Source organism: Marininema halotolerans (assembly GCF_900116235.1).
Classification (GTDB): domain Bacteria; phylum Bacillota; class Bacilli; order Thermoactinomycetales; family DSM-45169; genus Marininema; species Marininema halotolerans.
Genome location: NZ_FPAA01000004.1, coordinates 160,465 through 180,773, shown reverse-complemented (window position 1 = coordinate 180,773; position 20,309 = coordinate 160,465). Strand labels below are relative to the sequence as shown.

Below are 20,309 nucleotides of genomic sequence, written 5' to 3'. Positions count from 1 at the left end.
ATGTCGCATCCTATTCGATGAGTATTGTTCCACTCATTATCCACTCAGTGAAAAGGCTTCCGCCTATTATCTGCGGAAGCGTTCACTGAAGACGAATTACGCGAAATTTCCTCTTTTTACCATAGGAGGTTTTCACGCCCAACCCATTTACTGTCATTTCAATTTCTTGTGGGCGACCCAATTCAATCCATAACTCCATTCCTTTGTCGTAGGAATACGAGAAGGTTTGTCCTTTTTTTAACACAGCCTCTTTCAAAGAATCTCCCACTTCTTGGTCACTGAGCTGGATCCAGCATTCGTCCTTCGCTTTTAACTTTAGTTCAATCTTACCTGCATTACTCAGTTCATATTGATCAACATTCCCCTTACCAATGTCAATCGGATTCAAATTTGGTTTACCTACATCATCAGAATTCTGATCCCCTGAATCCTTTGGTGCTTCATGGCTAGGTTGTTCCTGTTTTGCTGGAGGAACAGGTGGATCAGCGCGATAATAATCATAGACTACATAGCCTGTCGCTGGGATCAATAACATCGCACCCACAATTAAAAATCGAGTATACCACTTCCCAAAGGAAGAGGACTTTTTCTTATTTTTTAAATTAGGGGCTTCACTTCGCCGCTGAAGTGTATATTTCCCTTTTCGTTGTCGTAGACCCTCTGTTGCAACAGGAGCCAGCGAAGAATGCTCTTCTTCCGTAGCAGCAACCTCAGAAGAGGGATTGAGGCCTAACTCATACGGGTCAGGCAGATCCTTGGGTAATGTAACTCGACGTGGTAATTCCCCTGTCCCCTCATCGCTCAAAGAATCTTCGCCTGGCAACGTTCCTCTACCCTCATCCAAGGGTTGTCTTGAAAGACGCTGTTCGCGACGAGGAAAGCGAGCTCCACTCCCTGGCTGTCCAGCGGAAGGATCATTCGCTTTCAACCCCTCCCGCTCAGAACGTCGCATAGACATGCGGTTCCTTCGATCTTGATTAGATAGCCTGTCAGACGAGGACATCGAGTCAGAAGCGTTCATCCAAGTACCTGCTCCACCAATGAACGTCCCATCCGCACGATAGGATTGGCGATACTGATTAAGGATACTTCGAGAATCCAGCCCAATCGCAATGGAATAGGTCCGAAGGGAAACACGTGCATAATAAGGGCTAGGAAAATCACTGAAGTCTCCATCTTCCATCGCAGTCAGGTGCGCCTGTGGAATCCCAGTTCGTTGTTCCAACTCCTGGAGATTCATCCCTTGAGACTCTCTGGCTTGCCTGAGGCGGTGACCGATTTCAGCGGACAAACGGCCCACCTCCAAAAGTTAGTGAAATTTGAGTGCGTTTATTTGCTTAATTTAATTCGATAACTTTTTGGAACATCTTGAGCCGTCGTGTCGATCTCCTCACCGTTCACCTTGATCTCAGTATTTGAAGGTTTAAAGAGACGGAACCAAATAAATTTGTCACCATCAATCGAGCGTTTATCCCCCACCTTCAGGGTGAAATTCTCCTTTTGATTATTGGTTTTTGTCCCGTAGGTGAGACCCGATTCCCCTTTAATCGCCTTGATTTCGATCTCCACTTTTTTAGCACCTTTTAGGGTATATAAATCCCCTTCAATATCCTTACCCGTTTCTACTTTGGTTATCGTGGTTGAATCGGGCGTCTTCGCACTAACCGTCGAATTGGATGCTGACTCCGCAACCACCTCTTTGTTCTTCCCTTTGGGTGCCGGTTGATCAGCTGAACCGCCATATAAAGAAGTTAAAGCCCCCGCGGTTACTAATAGCAAAGCGCCCACCGCTGCTACTCGAACCATCCATGTATTTCGCTTTTTATTTTTCTTCTTAGTGGGATCCCCATCCCCTTGTAATATGCCTCGCTTCACTTCTTGTTGTACACGGCGAGGCACCATGGTTGCTTGGCTAACAGCCGGGACGGAACTGGTGGATTGGTTCACTTCACCAGCCGGCTGTGATTGTTGTGCCAATGTAGGCATTTTTTGGGTAGATTGCATCGTTTGTTGATCCGTCGTTACTGCACGAAATTGTCCAGTCGCCTGCTGTGGTTGTTGCGTTCCCATACGAGGTTGCGATCCTCGACGCTCTTGATTTGGGGGTAGGTTTGAACTACTTGCAAAGGATTGTTGTTGCTGCGTTGACTGCTGCAACTCTGCCTGATTTGGAACATTTGGCTGTTGCTGAGGAAGGGGGCGATGGTTCTGGGTGTTCATCATTCCTTCCCTTTGTGGTTGCGTCATCCTTTGGGAGCGAGGAGCATAGGTTCGCCCAATACGAGGTTGAGGGCGTAAATCACGAGAAGCTTGTCCATGCGAAGGTCCCCCTTGCACTGAACGCCCCTGTGGCTGGATTCCCCGCCGAGGCATACGAGACGACGTTGCAGAACGTTCATAATAATCCAATAGCGGCTGGGCATCCAAACCTAAACTATGGGCATACGTACGGAGAAAAGCCCGTACATAAAATGGGCTGGGTAACGTATCAAACTGATCATTCTCCAATGCACGTAGATACTCCATATGAATCTTTGTGCTTTCCTGCACCATTTCTAGCGTATAACCCTTTGACTCTCTCGTCTGTTTTAGTTGCGAACCAATACCTTGCATCAAACGACACCTCCTGAATAACTTCCGAATCACCTTATATCAAATGCTGCCATATCCGTATCCAGCACTTCATAAGAGATTACTTCATCCGGTTCATTGCGTAATTCAATAATATAATTAAAGTCATCCAGCGAATACTCGGTTTCTCTGACGAAAATATCAGGGTGTTCAATCACTTTAGTTGCATCCATCCGCATAATCTCCTGAACAAGCATGTGATGCCGTTCCGTTGAACGTAACGTCGATACGATCCCATCAATAATGTAAACATTATTGGGTGTCATCTCATCCTCGGCTAATTGCTTACGAACCGTTTGTCGTAAGAGAGTAGAGGATACAAACGTCCATCGTTTGTTAGCGCATACACTGGAAGCAACTATGGATTCTGTTTTTCCCACGCGTGGCATTCCGCGAACGCCAATCACTTGGTTCCCTTCTTTTTGAAACAATTTCGCCATAAAATCAACCAATAAACCAAGTTCTTCTCTGGTAAAACGATAGGTTCGTTTATCTTCTAAACATCGATCCAGATATCTACCATGTCGTACTGCCATACGATCCATTAAAGTCGGCGGTCGTATCGCAGTGACCGTTATATTATCCACACGATTCAGAATGTGTTTTAGAGCGTGGATCTTTTCTCGATCGTCCGTGTTAAGAAGCATTCCACGGCGTTTATTCTCAACACCGTTAATTGTGAGAATATTAATAGAAAGCATTCCCAAAAGTGATGCAATGTCACCTAGAAGCCCCGGTCGATTTCTGTGGATTTGGTATTCCAAATACCAATCGTGGCCACCCATCTCAACACACCTTTCACAACCATCCTGTTAAAGTGTTCGATCGAACTGGAAGACCATATAATTTTGATTAGAGTATATCATAAGTTGCCGATAAAGCGAACCCGCATCGTAAGAAAATCGCCCTCATAAAAAATGACAGCCCCCTTCGAGTAAAAATAAAAACACTCTTCCCCAACAGGAAAAAGTGTTTTTAACTTCCATTGAATCGGTGTCAAAGTGAACCATTAATGTTGTTTTCCGTCTGATACCATCTTCACCATTAAATTTGCCATCGTACGCTGTTCCTGCTCATCTGCACAATCCCATAATTCTTTTAGTAGTCGTTCTTCGTTATTCTTGGGATCAATGCTCTGAGAGAGGTAATCCCCTAGTTCATAAGCCACATTACTCATGGAATCTTGATCCATACCCATCGTTTGCGCTTGGTTAACACGATCGCTAAGGAAATTTTTCCATCCATCAAAGTCATTTAGGACTGACATATATAACCCTCCTAGTAAAGAAGATATCCTCTCTCGATAATATGGACAATCCTTCCTTTGCTTATGCAATCTCAAGAGAAAACCTCTTTCTCATGGATACCATCCGCCATTCACATGAAGAATTTGCCCGGTTAGATAGGCACTCTCCTTCCTACATACATGTGCGACTAAATGAGCCACTTCCGCGGGTTTCCCCACTCTGCCTATTGGAATGGACTCTGTCAACTCTTCGATTTCTTCCTTAGATAATTGGTCTAACAACATATCCGTTTCAATTGCCCCGGGTGCAATCGCATTCACTGTAATTCCAGAGGGTGCTAATTCCTTTGCAAGCGCACGGGTCAAGCCATTCATCGCCCCTTTGGCTGCGGAGTAAAGCACTTCCCCTGCACCTCCAGCCTCCCCCCAAATGGATGAAATTAAAATGATTCTCCCTTGTTGACGGCGAATCATCCCAGGCATTCCTCCTTGGACGAGATGCATTGCTCCACGTACATGGGTATTAAAGAGAAGGTCCATCTCCTCATCTACCACATCTTGAAAGAGCAAACTTTTACCGGTCACTCCTGCACTATGGATAAGAAGGGATACCTCTCCAAATTCTTTTTCTACTTGGGTAAGCATGGCATTCACTTCCTGACGATTTCCCACATCTGCCGGATATGCCTTTGCGGACACCCCTTCTCTTTGACATGCTTTGGCGACCCTTTCTGCTTCAACGGAGCGCTCCAAATAATTGATTGCCACATCAGCCCCATTGCTGGCCAATTCAAGGGCAATCGCCGCCCCGATTCCTCGGCTCCCCCCTGAAACAAGTGCCGTTTCTCCTTGTAACCATTTTTTCACGTAGAATCGCCTCCTTTCAATAAAATACGCCCCCTGTGGGGGCGTCTATATTCATTCTGCAAGTAGTTTAATGGGATCGAACAATGGACGCAGAGAAATAATCCCACTGAACATGATCACGTAAACGGTTGTTCACTTCCTCAACCGATAATTCTTCGAGGATGGGCACTACCTGAAAGAGATCCGTATCGTTAAAACGATAGCGGGTGAATTGATTTGCCATCCACTCTGGGGAGTTAAATGAACGCAGATAGCCACCTAATTTCTTTTTCCGAATGCGTTCCACAACGTCTTCAGGGATCCCTTTTTCAACGATCGGTGGAATTTCCGTTTGAATGCGGCTTAACAAGGCATCAGGATCCGCAGTATCTCCGCCTACGACTGAGAAGCCATAACCCTTCTCCAAGCTGTAGTCATAGCTAAAGTGATCATCGATCAAGCCATCATCGTACAAAGCCTGATATAAATCAGATCCCTGACCAAACAATGCTTCTAACATCAATTCTGTCGCTAATTCTTGTCTGACCAGTGCGTCTCCACTCAACCCCACCTTTTGCTCTTTAAAGCCAAAGAGGCATTTGGGAATTCCCACTGATAACTGAATTTCTTTTTTCTTTTCAGCTACGCGATCAGCCTCTTTCGGAAAGAAACGCTTGATATCCCCTTGTTTTCCGTATTCCTTGCTTGCTTGATTTTCCCGTACTAACTGCATGATCTTCTCCTGATCAATGGGTCCAACAACAAACAATAGCATATTACTCGGGTGATAAAAGGTTTCATAGCAGGTGTATAAGGTATCCTTCGTGATCTTAGCAATTGAATCAACCGTCCCTGCAATATCGATCTTGACAGGGTGTTGATTATACATGGCTTCAATCAAACCAAAATAAGAGCGCCAATCAGGATTATCATCATACATTTGAATTTCCTGACCGATGATCCCCTTTTCTTTTTCCACCGTTTCTTTGGTGAAATAGGGATTCTGCACAAAATTAATTAAGGTCGTCAGATTTTCCTCCACCTTCTCCGTACAAGAAAAGAGATAAGCGGTACGATCAAAGCTGGTAAAAGCGTTGGCAGAAGCTCCATGATTCGAAAACTTAGCAAAGACATCCCCATCTTCTTCCTCAAACATTTTATGTTCAAGAAAGTGGGCAATCCCATCGGGTACACGTACCTCATTGTCCCCAGGTTTTTGAAAATGGTTATCAATCGATCCATACTTGGTCGTAAACGTAGCGTAGGTCTTATTAAAACCTGGCTTCGGTAGTAGATAAACCTGAAGCCCATTGGGTAATTGTTCATGATAAAGCGTTTCGTTTAATTGCTGATGCTCAATGCGCTCCACCCTGGGCTCCCCCTTTCTTATCCCGTAAAAAGTAGATGGTATCAATCTGAACTTTTTCTGCAACACGTACCACATCATCCTTGGAGACTTGCTGTACCCCTTCAATCAGTTCATTCAGGGGACGATCCACTCCACTCAACACACTGTGATAATGGGAATCGATTAAATCATGGGATCGATCTTGCCGTTCGCGTAACTGATTCACCAACATCGCTTTCGTCTGGGAAATTTCCGAATCCGTAATGTTCCCAGACCGCATCAAATCAAATTGTTCTCGAATGATATCAACAGCCTGTTGATAATTCTCGATTTCAATCCCTGATTGTACAGTGAGAATTCCTTTATGACTTTCTAAACGCGAGGCAGCATAATAGGCTAAGCTACTCTTTTCACGTACATTAATAAATAGTTTGGAATGAGGATAACCCCCGAGTATTCCGTTATACATCAACAACGGAATATAATCGTCATCCTGAAGAGCAATTTGGGTACGTGCCCCCATGTTTAGCTTCCCTTGCTTCACATCTAGACGATCAACCACTTCTTTGACGTCACGGACAGCATGGTGAACATCGGGTGTTGAAATGGGATTGCGTTGTCGTCCTTCTGTTGGGAAAAATTGATCCACCAAGGTGCAGACACGATCCACGGATAGGTTGCCCACAAAATAAAGGTCAAGTGGACGGGTCTGTATCAATTCCTGGTAGTATGTATAAAGATCTTGGGCCGTGATGGAATCAAGGTCTTGCATACGACCATGATTAAACAAACTAAAGGGCTCATCACTACACATTTCCGAAACACAACGTTGCGCAGCATAGCGGATCTTGTCATCCATTAAACTCTCGATCTTTTGTTTCAGATTTTTCTTTTCCGCCTTAACATAAGTTTCTTTAAACGCATTCCCTTCAGTTGCAGGGGCCATTAAAATTTCCCCAAGAAAGGCTGCTCCCTGATCAAGAAGAGATTCTGCTTCGGTTAAATACGTTTCATTCGGGATCTCCATACCCAACTGCATAATATGGCGCTCTCCGCGTTTATACACATCACCAAACAGCGTCGCTCCATATAAATCATCCAATTTCCTTTTCAATTGTAACGTGGTTGGATACGAACGAGTGCCTCGTTGTAAAACAGCAGGCAATAGCGCATGACGAGTCACCGTCTCTGGTGAAAGCGACTGTTGAACGAGCGCCGATATCATGTTCGTTTTAAATTTTTCTGTGGAGCAAATATGGACACGTAAATTCCCCATCTGCACCGTTTCAAATTGGACAGAAGACACGTCAACACCTCTTTCTTTGGTCTATCATTCCATTATAGTTCATGAGACCAGGATTCGAAAGAACACAGTAGCTTATGATCCATAGTATGACCGAAGGGATGGAAAATATTGCACCGAAAGAATGCTTCCACCGCTTTCTCTCCCACCTGATTTGATTTTCGGCACAAAAAAACTCCCCAATAATATGGAGAGTTTTTTTATTTAGCGTCCCCCTGTTTCAAAGGGTTTACCAATCGCTGCTGGCGCTTCCGCCCGACCTACAAATCCTGCGAGGGCTAGGATCGTTAAAATATAAGGAAGCATACTCAAGGCTTCACTTGGCACATAGTTCGTAAGTCCAATTAGTTGTCCTTTTAATGCCAGGGCAACAGCAAAGCCGAAAAACGCGGAGGCACCCAAGGCACCGAAGGGATGCCATTTCCCAAAGATCAACGCTGCCAGTGCGATAAACCCTTGGCCAGCAATCGTTGATTCACTAAATTGGCTTCCAATTGCGATGGATAAACTCGCTCCACCTAATCCAGCCAATGCACCACTGATGATCACGCCTGTATACCGCATCCGATATACATTCACTCCCATGGTCTCTGCTGCCTGAGGATGTTCCCCAACCGCCCGAAGTCGCATACCAAAAGGTGTACGGTACAGGACAAAATAACCGATAAAAACAATGATGAATGCAAGATAGGTCGTTGGAAATACATCGAATAGAGCAGGACCGATCACAGGAATTTTCTCCAACCCTGGAATCGGCATTTTTCGTAACACTTCCTGCACATCAGGAGTTTGGCCCGCTCCTTCGTACAATGCTTTTACCAAATAAACGGCCACCCCTAAAGCTAAGAAGTTAATCGCGACTCCACTTACTACTTGATCGGCTTTAAAGGTAATCGAAGCAACCGCATGGGGAATTGAAAAGAGCATCCCAGCAATCATCGCAGCGATCAGTCCAAGCCATGGATTGTGTGTCTCAAGCGTCGTAATCACAGCGGTAAATGCACCAATCGTCATTAAACCTTCCAAACCAATGTTGACGACACCGGAACGCTCTGAAAACAGGCCACCCATAGCAGTCAACAGGAGCGGAGTCATGTAGAGAATGGTTGTTGCCAAAATATCTGTTAGGGAATTGATCACTTACCTTCACCGCCTTTATCGATCACTTTTTTCTTCCTCCGTTGCGCTACCCACCGAACGATGTTCGCAGCAACAAAGAAGATAATTGCAGCAAACACCACTCGGATCACTTCACGAGGAACTGCTGCCACATACTCCATATTGCTGCCACCATAGGTGAGTATGCCAAAAAGTGAGGCGGATAACACAATGCCGAGTGGTGAATTTCCACCAAGCAGGGAGACCGCGATTCCATCAAAGCCAATTCCGGTATAGGAAGCTTGAATGGCTTGATATCCTGCCGTTCCAAGCAACTCCGATGCGCCCGCCAAACCAGCAAAAACCCCGCTGATCATCATCGACAAGACGATATTTCGTGATACATTCATCCCTGCATACTCTGAGGCATGAGGATTATAACCGACTGCTCGCAACTGATAGCCCGTGGTCGTTTTCCACAATAAATAATACATAAAGAATGCCGCTACGATAGCAATAAAGATACCAAAGTGAACCCGTGAGCTATCAAATAGTTGACTTAACATATTCCAATGAAGCGAGGCAGACTCAGGAATTTCCTTCGTTTTATCTGCCCCATCGGTCAACCATTCCCGAACGGTCAAATTGGATAGGTACAGCGCTATGAAATTGAGCATGATGGTAGTAATTACTTCATGGACGCCCCGTTTGGCTTTGAGATAGCCAGGAAGAAAGGCCCACAAAGCACCACCTAATGCCCCTGCAATCACGGCAACAATGGCATGAATAACGGGGGGTAAATCCAATTTTAAAGCAACAATCACGGCTGCCAGTTGACCAATTATAAATTGGCCTTCCACACCAATATTAAATAAACCGGTCCGAAACGCGAGTCCGACAGCAAGACCCGTTAAGATCAAAGGCGTGATCGTACGAATCGTTTCACCGATATCAAAGGGCTGTAAAAATGCACTCTGAAATAGGGCGATATAGGCTTGAATCGGGTTATAACCGGCTAAAATCATCATCACTCCACCAACCAATAACCCCAGGAACACGGAGACAAGAGAAGTGAAGATCGATGACTGCTTGTTAATCTTCGATAGTACCTGCATTTTAAGATGACACCTCCGTACCTACTTGACCACCAGCCATCAAGAGGCCGATCTCTTCTTCCGTCGTTGTAGCTGGATCAACCCACCCAGCGATCTTCCCTTCATAGATCACTGCAATGCGATCCGCTAATTGCCAAACTTCCTCAAGCTCGAGGGACATTAACAGAATCGCTTTTCCTTTATCCCGCTGCTCAATTAAGCGGCGATGGATCCCTTCGATCGCACCGACATCAAGCCCTCGTGTGGGTTGTGCTGCAATGAGGAAATCAGGATCCCGATCCACTTCACGTGCGATAATCCCCTTTTGCTGATTTCCTCCCGAAAGTGCTCGTGCTGGTGTGTGAATATCGGGGGTACGTACATCAAACTCTTTAATTAAGCGCTTGGCGTGCTTAAAAATTTGGGGATACTGTAATGTCCAACCCTTTGCAAAGGGTTTTTGATCAAAGGTTTGTAACACCATATTTTCACCAATCGAAAAGTCCAATACCAGGCCACGGCGATGGCGGTCTTCTGGAATGTGTCCCACACCACGGTGGGTAATGGCTTTAGGCTTTAAATTGGTAATCGCTTTTCCATTTAGGACAATTTCACCTTTATGGGCTGATTTCAACCCGGTAATCGCTTCGATTAATTCGGATTGACCATTCCCATCAACACCTGCTAAACCAACAATTTCCCCTGCCTTAATTTCCATATCCAGGCCACGAACCGCATCGACTCCACGGCTATTCTTTACCCGCAAGTTACGAATGGATAAGACAGTCTCTTTTGGTTGAGCCGGTTTTTTATCGACAGTGAAAGAGACATCGCGTCCAACCATCATCGAAGCAAGGCGACTTTCATCGGTATCGGCAACATCGACACGACCGATAAACTTTCCTTGTCGGATAATGGTTACCGCATCACAGATACGCATAATCTCTTTTAGCTTATGAGTGATGAAGATGATGGTTTTTCCCTCTTTAACTAGGTTCTCCATAATGACAATTAATTCATCAATTTCCTTGGGGGCGAGAACCGCTGTCGGTTCATCAAAGATCAGAATGTCCGCTCCGCGATACAAGGTTTTTAAAATCTCTACCCGCTGTTGCATTCCCACAGAAATATCGCGAATTTTCGCTCGCGGATCTACTTTAAGTCCATAACGGTCGGAAATGGCCTGCACTTCCTTTTCCGCTTTACGTTGATCAATCATTCCGTTCTGGGTGGGTTCCGAACCAAGGATAATATTTTCTGTTACCGTAAAAGGATCAACCAGCATGAAATGTTGGTGAACCATCCCAATCCCCAATTCCCCAGCAATATTAGGGCCTGTAATCTCAGTCTTTTTTTCCCGGATAAAAATTTCACCTTCGTCCGGTTGATAAAGACCAAAAAGGATGTTCATCAAGGTGGATTTTCCCGCACCATTTTCACCTAACAGCGCATGTATCTCCCCTTGTTTCACCGTGAGGTTGACGCGATCATTCGCTACAATTCCAGGGAAGCGTTTCGTAATCCCTTTCATTTCTACTGCATTCATTGACTCTTCCCCTTTCCAACACGGAGAAAGGACCAGCTGGCGAGCCGGCCCCTTTTTCCGCGCCTGATAATCTCATACTCTTCGAACGTTACGGCTTGAACTTTTTTAACTCGTTTTCGTTAGCAGGTACTTTGATTTTGCCGTCAATAATTTGTTGTTTGAAATCGTCTACTTTTTTCAAGACTTTCGCTGGGACATGTTCCTTGGTTGTATCAGCATAGCCAACTCCGTTATCCTTCAGACCTATCTGGACTTGCTCGCCGCCTGGGAACTTATCATCCTTTACTTTCTTCATCATGTCGTATACCGCTACATCCACGCGTTTTACCATGGAAGACAAGGTATGATCCGGTGCGAGTTTGGACTGATCCATATCCACACCAATCGCCCAATACTTTCCTTGTTTGCGTGTTTTCACTTCGTTAAAGAGCCCTTTACCTACGCCACCCGCTGCATGATAGATGATATCGGTTCCACCATTATACAGACTCGATGCCAAGGCACGTCCTTTAGCACTATCGGTAAAGCTTTCTGCATAAACCACTTTTACCTCTGCCTTTGGATTGGCTGCTTTAACCCCTGCGCGGTACCCTGACTCAAACTTTTTAATCAATGGGGAGGTAATCCCGCCAATAAATCCAACTTTATTGGTTTTTGTCATTGACCCAGCGATAACCCCCATCAAGAAGGAGCCCTCTTCTTCTTTAAAGGTAACGGCTGCAACGTTGTCAGGAATTTTCCCACCCATATCGGTATCAACAATGGCGAAGTGTTGATCCTTAAATTGGTTGGATACCTTTTCTAATGCATTTTGAATTTTAAAGCCCATTCCCCACGTAATCGTCCGCTTTTCCCGAGCAAACTTGGTTAAGTTTGGAATATACTCATCATCCCGTTTGGATTCCAATGCTTTTACGTTAAAGTCCATTTCTTTTCCAGCTTTTTGGAGACCCGCCCAGGCATTTTGGTTAAAGGATTCGTCATTTAAACCACCAACATCTGTTACAAGGCCAGCGCTTTGACCTTTGCTTCCACCTTTACTATCTTGTGCCGCGCCACAACCTGCGACGGTTACGAGTGCTGCACTTAACAGCAATGCACCGAGTGCTTTCAGCTTCATTTTGTTTGAATCCCCCTTGGTTGAGATCTTTCGAGCAATTGGATCAGGCTTATTATCCCCCAAAATGTAAGCGCTTGTAAAAAGCAGACAGAAACAGCCATGATGGGGGTAAAACGGGGTTTCCGTTTTATGTTTGGATACTATCATTTCCCTGACCCATACTACGCTCTTATGTTATACCATGCTAGCAATCTTTTTTCTACACTTTTATTATGTCGTATTGTAATACTAATTATTGGTAATTTAAGCGTTATGTTGTTGTCGCCACTGTTCTGGATGCAAGAGCACCTCCCTTGGTTTACTGCCTTCATAGGGCCCCACAATTCCCTGTTGTTCCATAAAGTCAATTAAGCGTGCGGCACGCGTATAGCCAATGCGCAGACGCCGTTGCAAAAGGGATACAGAGGCTGTTTTTGCTTCGACGACTAACTGCACAGCATCCGGGAATAAATCATCTTCCACTTGATCGGTGGATAGTTCTGTCTCCTGTGGGATCATCTCTTCGTTATAGTCTGCCTTTTGTTGATCCTTTACAAACCGTACAACTGTTTCCACCTCTTTATCTGAGAGGAAGGAACCTTGCACCCGAATTGGCTTTGAAGCGCCAACAGGCAGGTAAAGCATATCGCCTCGTCCAAGCAGTTTCTCCGCTCCCCCCATATCCAATATTGTGCGAGAATCCGCTTGTGCAGATACACCAAACGCGATGCGAGAGGGAATATTCGCCTTAATTACCCCTGTGATTACATCCACAGATGGTCGCTGTGTAGCAATAATCAAATGGATTCCCGCAGCTCGCGCCATTTGTGCTAAACGGCAGATGGCATCCTCTACTTCTGAGGGAGCCACCATCATTAAATCAGCAAGTTCATCCACAATCACGACAATATAAGGAAGAAGACTTCCTTCTTTTTTCTCCCGGATCCCTTCATTATAGCGCTCAATGTCCCTTGCTCCCGATTTAGCAAACAATTCATACCGCTTCTCCATCTCTGCAACCACTTTTTTCAAAGCAACTGCCGCTCGACGTGAGTCGGTCACAACGGGGGCTAATAGATGGGGGATCCCATTATAAATGTTGAGCTCCACCATTTTGGGATCAATCATCATAAACTTTACTTCATGAGGCTTTGCCTTATAAAGAATGCTACAAATAATATCGTTTATACATACACTCTTCCCAGATCCCGTGGCACCTGCCACCAATAAATGGGGCATTTTAGAAAGGTCACCCACAATGGGTTCCCCGGAAATATCCCTTCCCAGTGCAATCGATACTTTTGAGGGTGATTCATGGTATTGGGAGCTTTCCAGTACATCCCTTAAGCCTACCACGGAAATCTCTGTGTTTGGCACCTCGATTCCAATGGCCGCTTTCCCTGGTATCGGTGCTTCAATACGAATATCTTTTGCAGCAAGGGAGAGCGCAATGTCATCGGAAAGGTTTACAATCCGACTCACCTTTACACCAATATCTGGCTGCACTTCATACCGTGTTACCGCCGGGCCACGATGAATCTGGGTCACTTTCGCTTTCACGCCAAAACTCTCCAAGGTCGCTTCCAATTTACGAGCATTTTCAGTCATGCCTTTACGCTCGTGATTTCTTCCGCTTTTCTTTTGCTTCTTTAGTAACGAATAAGAAGGAAGACGATATTCTGGCAATTCCTGCTCTTGATTAAATTCAACCACAACGGCACCGCGCTTCTCATTCGGCTCCTTTGAACCTTTTGCTTGTGAGGGGATCGATACTTCTTTATCGGTTGGTGTTGGAGGCTCCACAGGAAATAATTCAGGTTGTTCCAACTCGCCAGGTTGGTAACTCTCTTCTTCTTTTTCTGAAAAGTCATGGATCACTGGAACATCACCTGGTGACTCTTTATTCATGGTTGCTGACTGATTGGGTTCCACTTCTGCTTGTTTCTTTCGCGAAGGAGGTTTCTTTTTTCCCTGATTTTTCTTTGCAAACCGACGTACCATATGCGTCTTCCATTCCCGGAGCCATTGCCTTCCACTCTCACGCAAGGATCGCAGTGTATTAACAAAGGAAGAGCCCGTTGAAAGAAGGCCTCCAGCCAATCCAAGGGCGAAAATGGCTAAAGTGGAACCTGTGCGATCAAAAAGGTATTGGAAAAGTGCATAGCCCAATCCCCCTATCATTCCACCTCCAATATCGGTTGGCAATGCCGACTGGCGACTCGCAAGAATTTGGTTCCATGTTGTCTGAATCACCGGTCCATCCATGCCGCGGGCGCGAAGGTGATCAAAGGTATCCATATGATTCCAAATCAGAAAAGCCAGTACGATTAAAAGGATCCCCGTCCAGCGACTGGACCATCGATTGGGCCAATGACGTTTCACCATCACATAAACAGCAACAATTAATCCGCCAAGTGGTAAAATAAAATCCCAATTTCCTACAAAAAATCGAGAGAGATATGTAAGCGACCGTCCAACTGCACCCAGTTGTGCCAATGCCATTACGGACAATGTAAACAACGCGATTCCATATAGTTCATAAAAAATCGCCTGTTGTAGTCCTGTCTCTTTCTTTTTCTTTCCTTTTGCCATCGAATCACCTTTTCCGCCTATTCCAACACTTCGTTCCAAACATTCGCTATCTTTAACTTCGATTATAACATGGAAAGACCCTCCAACTGTTGGAGGATCCTTTTAAATGAATGGATTATACGAGATTGACTACATTTCCTGGTTGATAGCGTGGATCCAGGTAGTGCGCGGGGTCGGGAGAATGAAGACGGTGGATTCGTGCCTGTCCTTGAACCATCTCCACTGTCATCAATATCCCTTCCACTTCGACTTCCTGGTAATCGGGGGTGGGAGCCGATGCATCCACCAAAGCCACTTCTGGGGGCACAATGGAATAGTAAATCACTGCACCACGCCCCCACTGTTCTTACGGGTTTCAATCAATCGATTCAGTTCAGCAAGGGCATCCCCCAGACCGCCAACGCGATCGATCAGCCCATACTTCACTGCATCTGCTCCAATCACATTCGTTCCGATATCCCGCGCTAATTCACCCGTACGAAACATTAACTCACGAAATTGTTCTTCGTTACAATTAGAATGATTTTCGACAAAGCGAATCACTCGCTCCTGCATTTTCTCCATGTACTCAAAGGTTTGTGGAACCCCCACAACTAACCCCGTTAAGCGAACGGGATGGATCGTCATCGTTGCGGTTTCTGCGATAAAGGAAACATCTGAGGAAACAGCAATCGGAACCCCAATACTATGTCCTCCACCTAATACCAAGGAAACCGTCGGTTTCGTCATGGAAGCGAGCATTTCCGCAATTGCCAAACCTGCTTCGACGTCCCCACCTACCGTATTCAGAATGATAACTACACCCTCGATGTTGTCATTCTGTTCCGCTGCAACAATTTGAGGAATCACATGCTCATACTTCGTCGTCTTGTTTTGTGATGGCATGACAATATGTCCTTCAATTTGTCCAATCACCGACATGCAATAGATATTGGAAGCTAATTGAGGGACATTGGATTGCCCTAAAGACTGAATGGCATCAATGACCCCTTTTTTCTTCTCAGAATCTCCGTGTTTATCCGGCCCTTCACTTTCCGGCGAAGGATCCGAAGCGTTTTGAAACGCTCCTCGTTGACTATTCATGCGATTATCCATCATCCATCCCAACCCCCTTCTGTTCTAGTATGTACTGGAAGGGAAGGGTAACATTCAATTGAAAGGGCAAATCCCCCCTCCTTCGTCTGACGCTCGCTTTCATCCCAATCCTGAAGGGCTAGCTTTTCCCGCTCGCAATCAATAAAAACCACTAATACCAAAAAAGTCGCAACCGTAGGGTTGCGACTTATCATGTCTTCTTCACTCCATTATACTTCCATAATAATCGGTAGAATCATTGGTCTGCGGCGTGTCCGATCATATAGGAATCGAGACAATGCGTCACGAATGCTTGTCTTCAATGAAGCCCATTCACTTACACGTTCATTTGCACATTTTTCCATCGTTTGGGTGACAATGCGGTTAGCTTCCTCGAGCAGTTTTTCGGATTCGCGTACATAGACGAAGCCACGAGAGATGATATCCGGGCCGGACAAAATCTTACCGTTGTTTTTGCTGAGTGTGACGACAACGACGAGAATCCCATCCTGCGATAAGAGTTTTCGATCACGCAGGACAATGTTGCCGACATCCCCAATTCCTAGACCATCGATTAATACTTTTCCTGTTGCAATTTTTGAACCGAAGCGGGCTTTCCCACCGAAAAATTCGACTGCGTCTCCATTATCACAGATGAAGATATTTTCCGGTCGTACCCCTACGGATTCGGCTAGTTGGCCATGAGCCCGTAACATCCGGTGCTCACCATGAATCGGGAGAAAATATTTGGGTTGCATAAGGTTGAGCATGAGTTTGAGGTCTTCTTGAGAACCATGTCCGGATACGTGAACACCATTTGAGGAATTGGCGCTGTAAATCACGTTGGCACCGACACGGTAAAGTTGATCTACGGTTTTAGCCACTGTCTTCTCATTACCTGGGATGGGGGTAGCTGCAAGGACAACGGTATCACCAGGAAGAATCTCGATCTTCCGGTGTGCACCATGAGCCATACGAGTAAGCGCACTCATCGGTTCACCTTGGCTACCCGTAGAGATGACAGCGACTTTATGAGCGGGAAGTCGATTAATCTCATCCGGATCGATCAAAAGATCAGGAGGAACACGTAAATAACCTAGTTCCATCGAGATATTCACTGCATTCACCATACTCCGTCCGATCACAGCCAGTTTCCGGTTATGATCCTGGGCTGCATCCACCACTTGCTGAATTCGGGAAACATTGGATGCAAAGGTAGCGACAATCACCCGTTGCTTTGATGTACGGAATATTTCCGCTAACGCTTCCCCGACGTTCCGTTCCGAACCTGTAAAGCCAGGACGTTCAGCATTGGTGCTATCGGATAAAAGACACAAGACGCCCTTTTTACCGATTTCTGCCATCTTGTGCATATCCGCCATATTGGAGTTCACTGGGGTCATATCAAATTTAAAGTCCCCTGTATGAACTACCGTACCCTCTGGTGTTTCCAAAGCAATCCCTACGGAATCAGGGATGCTATGATTCACTTTAAAAAAGCTTGCTCGAATGGACCCCAGTGTCACTTCCGAGCGGTTATTGACAATTATCCGCTTTGTTTGGTTTAGCAAATGTGCCTCACGTAATTTATGTTCGACCAAACCTAACGTCAACTTCGTCCCGTAGATAGGAACATTCAGCTCCCTCAAAATATAGGGAAGCCCCCCAATATGATCCTCATGCCCGTGCGTCAGCAAAATGCCGCGCACTTTATCCCGATTTTCAACCAAATACGTGATGTCTGGGATCACCACATCGATCCCTAACATTTCCTCCTCTGGAAACATCAATCCGGAATCGATGACGATGATATCGTCTCCGTACCGCACCACGTACATATTTTTCCCGATTTCATCCAACCCACCGAGAGCAAATACAGATAGCTTGCTTCGTGAGTTGTTTTTCATTAAAAAAAATTCCTCCTGTTATTTATTCAATTGTTGTTAATCACCCATATAACCGCACAAGTCACTTAGCCACATTATACACGATTGCCGAATCCGCTTGCAAGAAATCCCCTCAAAAAAAGAAAGCGGTTCCTGAAAAGACGGGGCACATCCACTTGTATTTAGTAGATTTCCCCTGAGATCCATTCATTAACCCGTGGTTAGAAAAAGCCAGGAGAGAACCTCTGCTCGACAAGATCGAAAATGTTTTTGCCGTTCAAAGGAATCGCTTGTATCGAATGGGGTTCCATACAAAAAACCGTCTGACCTTGAACAGGTTCAGACGGTTTTAATCATTCCATGATCATTATTTTAAGAGTTGGAGTTCATCAAGAAGTCGATCCATGACCAATTTTTCTTCTGCAGATAGAGGAATCACTGGCATCCGAACATGCTCTTCACAAATTCCTAAACGATTCATTGCATATTTTAAGGGTGCTGGGCTAGAAGTCATAAATAGGGCCCGAATCAACGGAAGGTGTTTCCGTTGGATTTCTGCAGCGTGAGCGATCTCGCCCCGATCAAAAGCCTCAAGCATCTCCTTCATCTCCATACCCACAAGATGGCTCGCTACACTGACTACACCATCTCCACCCACCGAAAGATATGGCAGATTTAACTCATCGACACCACTATGCACAACAACATTCTCAGGTTTATTACTGATGACATCCATCACTTGAACCAAGTTGCCGCTAGCCTCTTTAATCGCCTGAATATTGTCGACTTCTGACGACAAGCGGACCATCGTGTCGGCACTCATGTTCACCGATGTACGGCCAGGTACATTGTAGACCATGATGGGCAAGGTGGTTGTCTTAGCAATCGTAGAAAAATGTTGAAACAACCCTTCCTGGGTTGGTTTATTGTAATAGGGAGCTACTAACATGATTCCGTCTACGCCACAATCGGCGGCTCTTTTCGTCAATTCCATGCTCGAGCGTGTATCATTGCTACCTGTACCCGCTATAACGTTTACGCGACCCTTCACACGTTCCACCACATAGGTAAAAAGCTGTACTTTTTCTTCTTGGGTCAACGTTGGCGATTCCCCCGTTGTGCCAGAGACGACAATCCCTTCTGTCCCAGTTGCTACCAGGTGTTCCAGAACCGCCTCTACACCATTCCAGTCGATGTCTCCCGTCTGATGCATCGGTGTGATCATCGCCGTCATGATTCTGCCAAATGTCACAGTGTCCAACCCCCTAAAACCAATCTACAAAGTAATGAACTCTATCTCTGTAATTCCTACATATACGTTTTATGGAGATCAAATTTACGATGAAGCGAGCGTACCGCATTCACCATATCATCCCCTTTTACTAACACCCAGATCGTAGTATGGGAATCCGCAGACTGTAATATTTGAATATCTTCTTCAGTAAGGGCCTCGGCAATTCTTGACATCACTCCAGGAACACCTGCAATCCCTGCACCCACAATGGATACTTTGGCACAACCCTGATGAAGCTCAGGTTCAAAGCCAAGGGAGCTAAGAATTTCCCGTGCCCTCTCTGCTTCATGATCATACACCGTATAAGCTACACCACTCGGATTGATGTTGATAAAATCCACACTAATCCCGTTCTCCGCCATCGCTTTAAATACGGTCAGCTGAAGATCATATTCTCCTTCTTTTGCAGCCACCTTAATTTGCGTCACATTCGCCATCTGCGTAATCCCAGTGATCATTCGCTCACGCATCTCGCCTGCGATCTTATCCTGCTCCTGGATGCTCGTAACCAGGGTACCTGGATGATCACTCATCGTTGAACGAACGCGAATGGGTACATTGGTCTGCATGGCAAGCTCCACCGCACGAGGATGAATCACCTTGGCCCCTTGGAAAGCTAAATTGCAAATTTCTGTATAAGTGACGGTTTCAAGGGGGGAGGCATCTTCAACAATGCGAGGATCTGCAGTCATAATTCCTTCCACATCCGTAAAGATGTCGACCACCTCAGCCTCTAAAGCGACGCCCAGGGCAGTCGCTGTCGTATCGCTTCCACCACGACCGAGGGTTGTTACTTCGCCATCTGCGGTTCTCCCTTGGAATCCAGCAAGAACAACCACGTTCCCCATTTCCAATTCCTCACGAACCCGCGTTGGGTTAATGGTAACAATCTGAGCATCCGTATATTTATTATTGGTAATAATGCCCGCTTGCCCACCTGTCAATACGGTATTGGCAATACCTTCTTCGTTAAGTAGGCTGGATAAGGTAGAAGCTGAAATAATCTCTCCACATGAAAGTAATAAGTCCTGTTCCCGAGGAGAAAGTGTACGCCCATTTTGACCGATCCATTCTAAGAACGTATCTGTCGCATAGGGGTCCCCTTTTCGTCCCATCGCTGAAACGACAACGACAAGCGAGGCACCTTCCTCTCTCGCCCGTTGGATATGATGAAGGACGCGTGATCGCAAGTCTGGTGTAGCTACTGACGTTCCGCCGAATTTTTGTACACGTATATTCATGAAGCATTCCC

The 20,309-nt window shown here is 45.6% G+C and carries 18 protein-coding genes; all 18 read right to left on the bottom strand.

Annotation, left to right across the window (positions count from 1 at the left end; translation table 11 throughout):
• Positions 1-82: 82 nt before the first annotated feature.
• On the bottom strand, positions 83-1,291 hold the full coding sequence (locus tag CHX35_RS06670; RefSeq protein ID WP_091835822.1) for a helix-turn-helix domain-containing protein: 1,209 nt from the start codon (positions 1,289-1,291) through the stop codon (positions 83-85).
• A gap of 38 nt (positions 1,292-1,329) precedes the next feature.
• Positions 1,330-2,613 carry a helix-turn-helix domain-containing protein gene (locus CHX35_RS06665; protein ID WP_091835819.1) on the bottom strand — a complete coding sequence of 428 codons (1,284 nt, stop codon included), beginning with the start codon at positions 2,611-2,613 and terminating at the stop codon, positions 1,330-1,332.
• Between the two features lie 29 nt (positions 2,614-2,642).
• Positions 2,643-3,416: a DUF3388 domain-containing protein gene (locus CHX35_RS06660; RefSeq protein WP_091835816.1), complete on the bottom strand. Its 774-nt coding sequence runs from the start codon at positions 3,414-3,416 to the stop codon at positions 2,643-2,645.
• 224 nt (positions 3,417-3,640) lie between these two features.
• Entirely contained in the window at positions 3,641-3,898 is a 258-nt protein-coding gene (locus CHX35_RS06655; protein ID WP_091835813.1) for a DUF3243 domain-containing protein, read from the bottom strand.
• Positions 3,899-3,988: 90 nt separating this feature from the next.
• Positions 3,989-4,744, bottom strand: a complete 756-nt coding sequence (ymfI, locus tag CHX35_RS06650; protein WP_176391938.1) for an elongation factor P 5-aminopentanone reductase — start codon at positions 4,742-4,744, stop codon at positions 3,989-3,991.
• Between the two features lie 67 nt (positions 4,745-4,811).
• On the bottom strand, positions 4,812-6,092 hold the full coding sequence (yfmH, locus tag CHX35_RS06645) for an EF-P 5-aminopentanol modification-associated protein YfmH (protein WP_091835807.1): 1,281 nt from the start codon (positions 6,090-6,092) through the stop codon (positions 4,812-4,814).
• Positions 6,079-7,377: an EF-P 5-aminopentanol modification-associated protein YfmF gene (gene yfmF, locus CHX35_RS06640; RefSeq protein ID WP_091835803.1), complete on the bottom strand. Its 1,299-nt coding sequence runs from the start codon at positions 7,375-7,377 to the stop codon at positions 6,079-6,081. Before yfmF ends, yfmH begins: the two co-directional genes overlap by 14 nt.
• A 201-nt stretch (positions 7,378-7,578) precedes the next feature.
• Positions 7,579-8,514: an ABC transporter permease gene (locus CHX35_RS06635; RefSeq protein WP_091835800.1), complete on the bottom strand. Its 936-nt coding sequence runs from the start codon at positions 8,512-8,514 to the stop codon at positions 7,579-7,581.
• Positions 8,511-9,587 (bottom strand): ABC transporter permease, encoded by a 1,077-nt coding sequence (locus CHX35_RS06630; RefSeq protein ID WP_091835796.1) that lies wholly within the window; start codon positions 9,585-9,587, stop codon positions 8,511-8,513. Before CHX35_RS06630 ends, CHX35_RS06635 begins: the two co-directional genes overlap by 4 nt.
• Position 9,588: 1 nt before the next feature.
• Positions 9,589-11,112 carry an ABC transporter ATP-binding protein gene (locus tag CHX35_RS06625; protein WP_091835793.1) on the bottom strand — a complete coding sequence of 508 codons (1,524 nt, stop codon included), beginning with the start codon at positions 11,110-11,112 and terminating at the stop codon, positions 9,589-9,591.
• 88 nt (positions 11,113-11,200) lie between these two features.
• Positions 11,201-12,232 (bottom strand): BMP family lipoprotein, encoded by a 1,032-nt coding sequence (locus CHX35_RS06620; protein WP_091835789.1) that lies wholly within the window; start codon positions 12,230-12,232, stop codon positions 11,201-11,203.
• A gap of 243 nt (positions 12,233-12,475) precedes the next feature.
• On the bottom strand, positions 12,476-14,803 hold the full coding sequence (locus CHX35_RS06615; protein ID WP_091835785.1) for an FtsK/SpoIIIE family DNA translocase: 2,328 nt from the start codon (positions 14,801-14,803) through the stop codon (positions 12,476-12,478).
• A gap of 115 nt (positions 14,804-14,918) precedes the next feature.
• Positions 14,919-15,128 (bottom strand): YlzJ-like family protein, encoded by a 210-nt coding sequence (locus CHX35_RS06610; protein ID WP_091835782.1) that lies wholly within the window; start codon positions 15,126-15,128, stop codon positions 14,919-14,921.
• A complete protein-coding gene (locus CHX35_RS06605; RefSeq protein WP_091835780.1) occupies positions 15,125-15,901 on the bottom strand; it encodes a ClpP family protease in 777 nt (258 codons plus the stop codon). The genes CHX35_RS06610 and CHX35_RS06605 overlap by 4 nt, the downstream gene beginning before the upstream one ends.
• Positions 15,898-16,092: a hypothetical protein gene (locus CHX35_RS06600; RefSeq protein ID WP_091835777.1), complete on the bottom strand. Its 195-nt coding sequence runs from the start codon at positions 16,090-16,092 to the stop codon at positions 15,898-15,900. Before CHX35_RS06600 ends, CHX35_RS06605 begins: the two co-directional genes overlap by 4 nt.
• A gap of 15 nt (positions 16,093-16,107) precedes the next feature.
• Entirely contained in the window at positions 16,108-17,784 is a 1,677-nt protein-coding gene (locus CHX35_RS06595) for a ribonuclease J (protein WP_091835774.1), read from the bottom strand.
• A gap of 346 nt (positions 17,785-18,130) precedes the next feature.
• On the bottom strand, positions 18,131-19,015 hold the full coding sequence (dapA, locus tag CHX35_RS06590) for a 4-hydroxy-tetrahydrodipicolinate synthase (protein WP_091835771.1): 885 nt from the start codon (positions 19,013-19,015) through the stop codon (positions 18,131-18,133).
• Between the two features lie 56 nt (positions 19,016-19,071).
• Positions 19,072-20,298 carry an aspartate kinase gene (dapG, locus tag CHX35_RS06585; protein ID WP_091835768.1) on the bottom strand — a complete coding sequence of 409 codons (1,227 nt, stop codon included), beginning with the start codon at positions 20,296-20,298 and terminating at the stop codon, positions 19,072-19,074.
• Positions 20,299-20,309 lie beyond the last annotated feature (11 nt).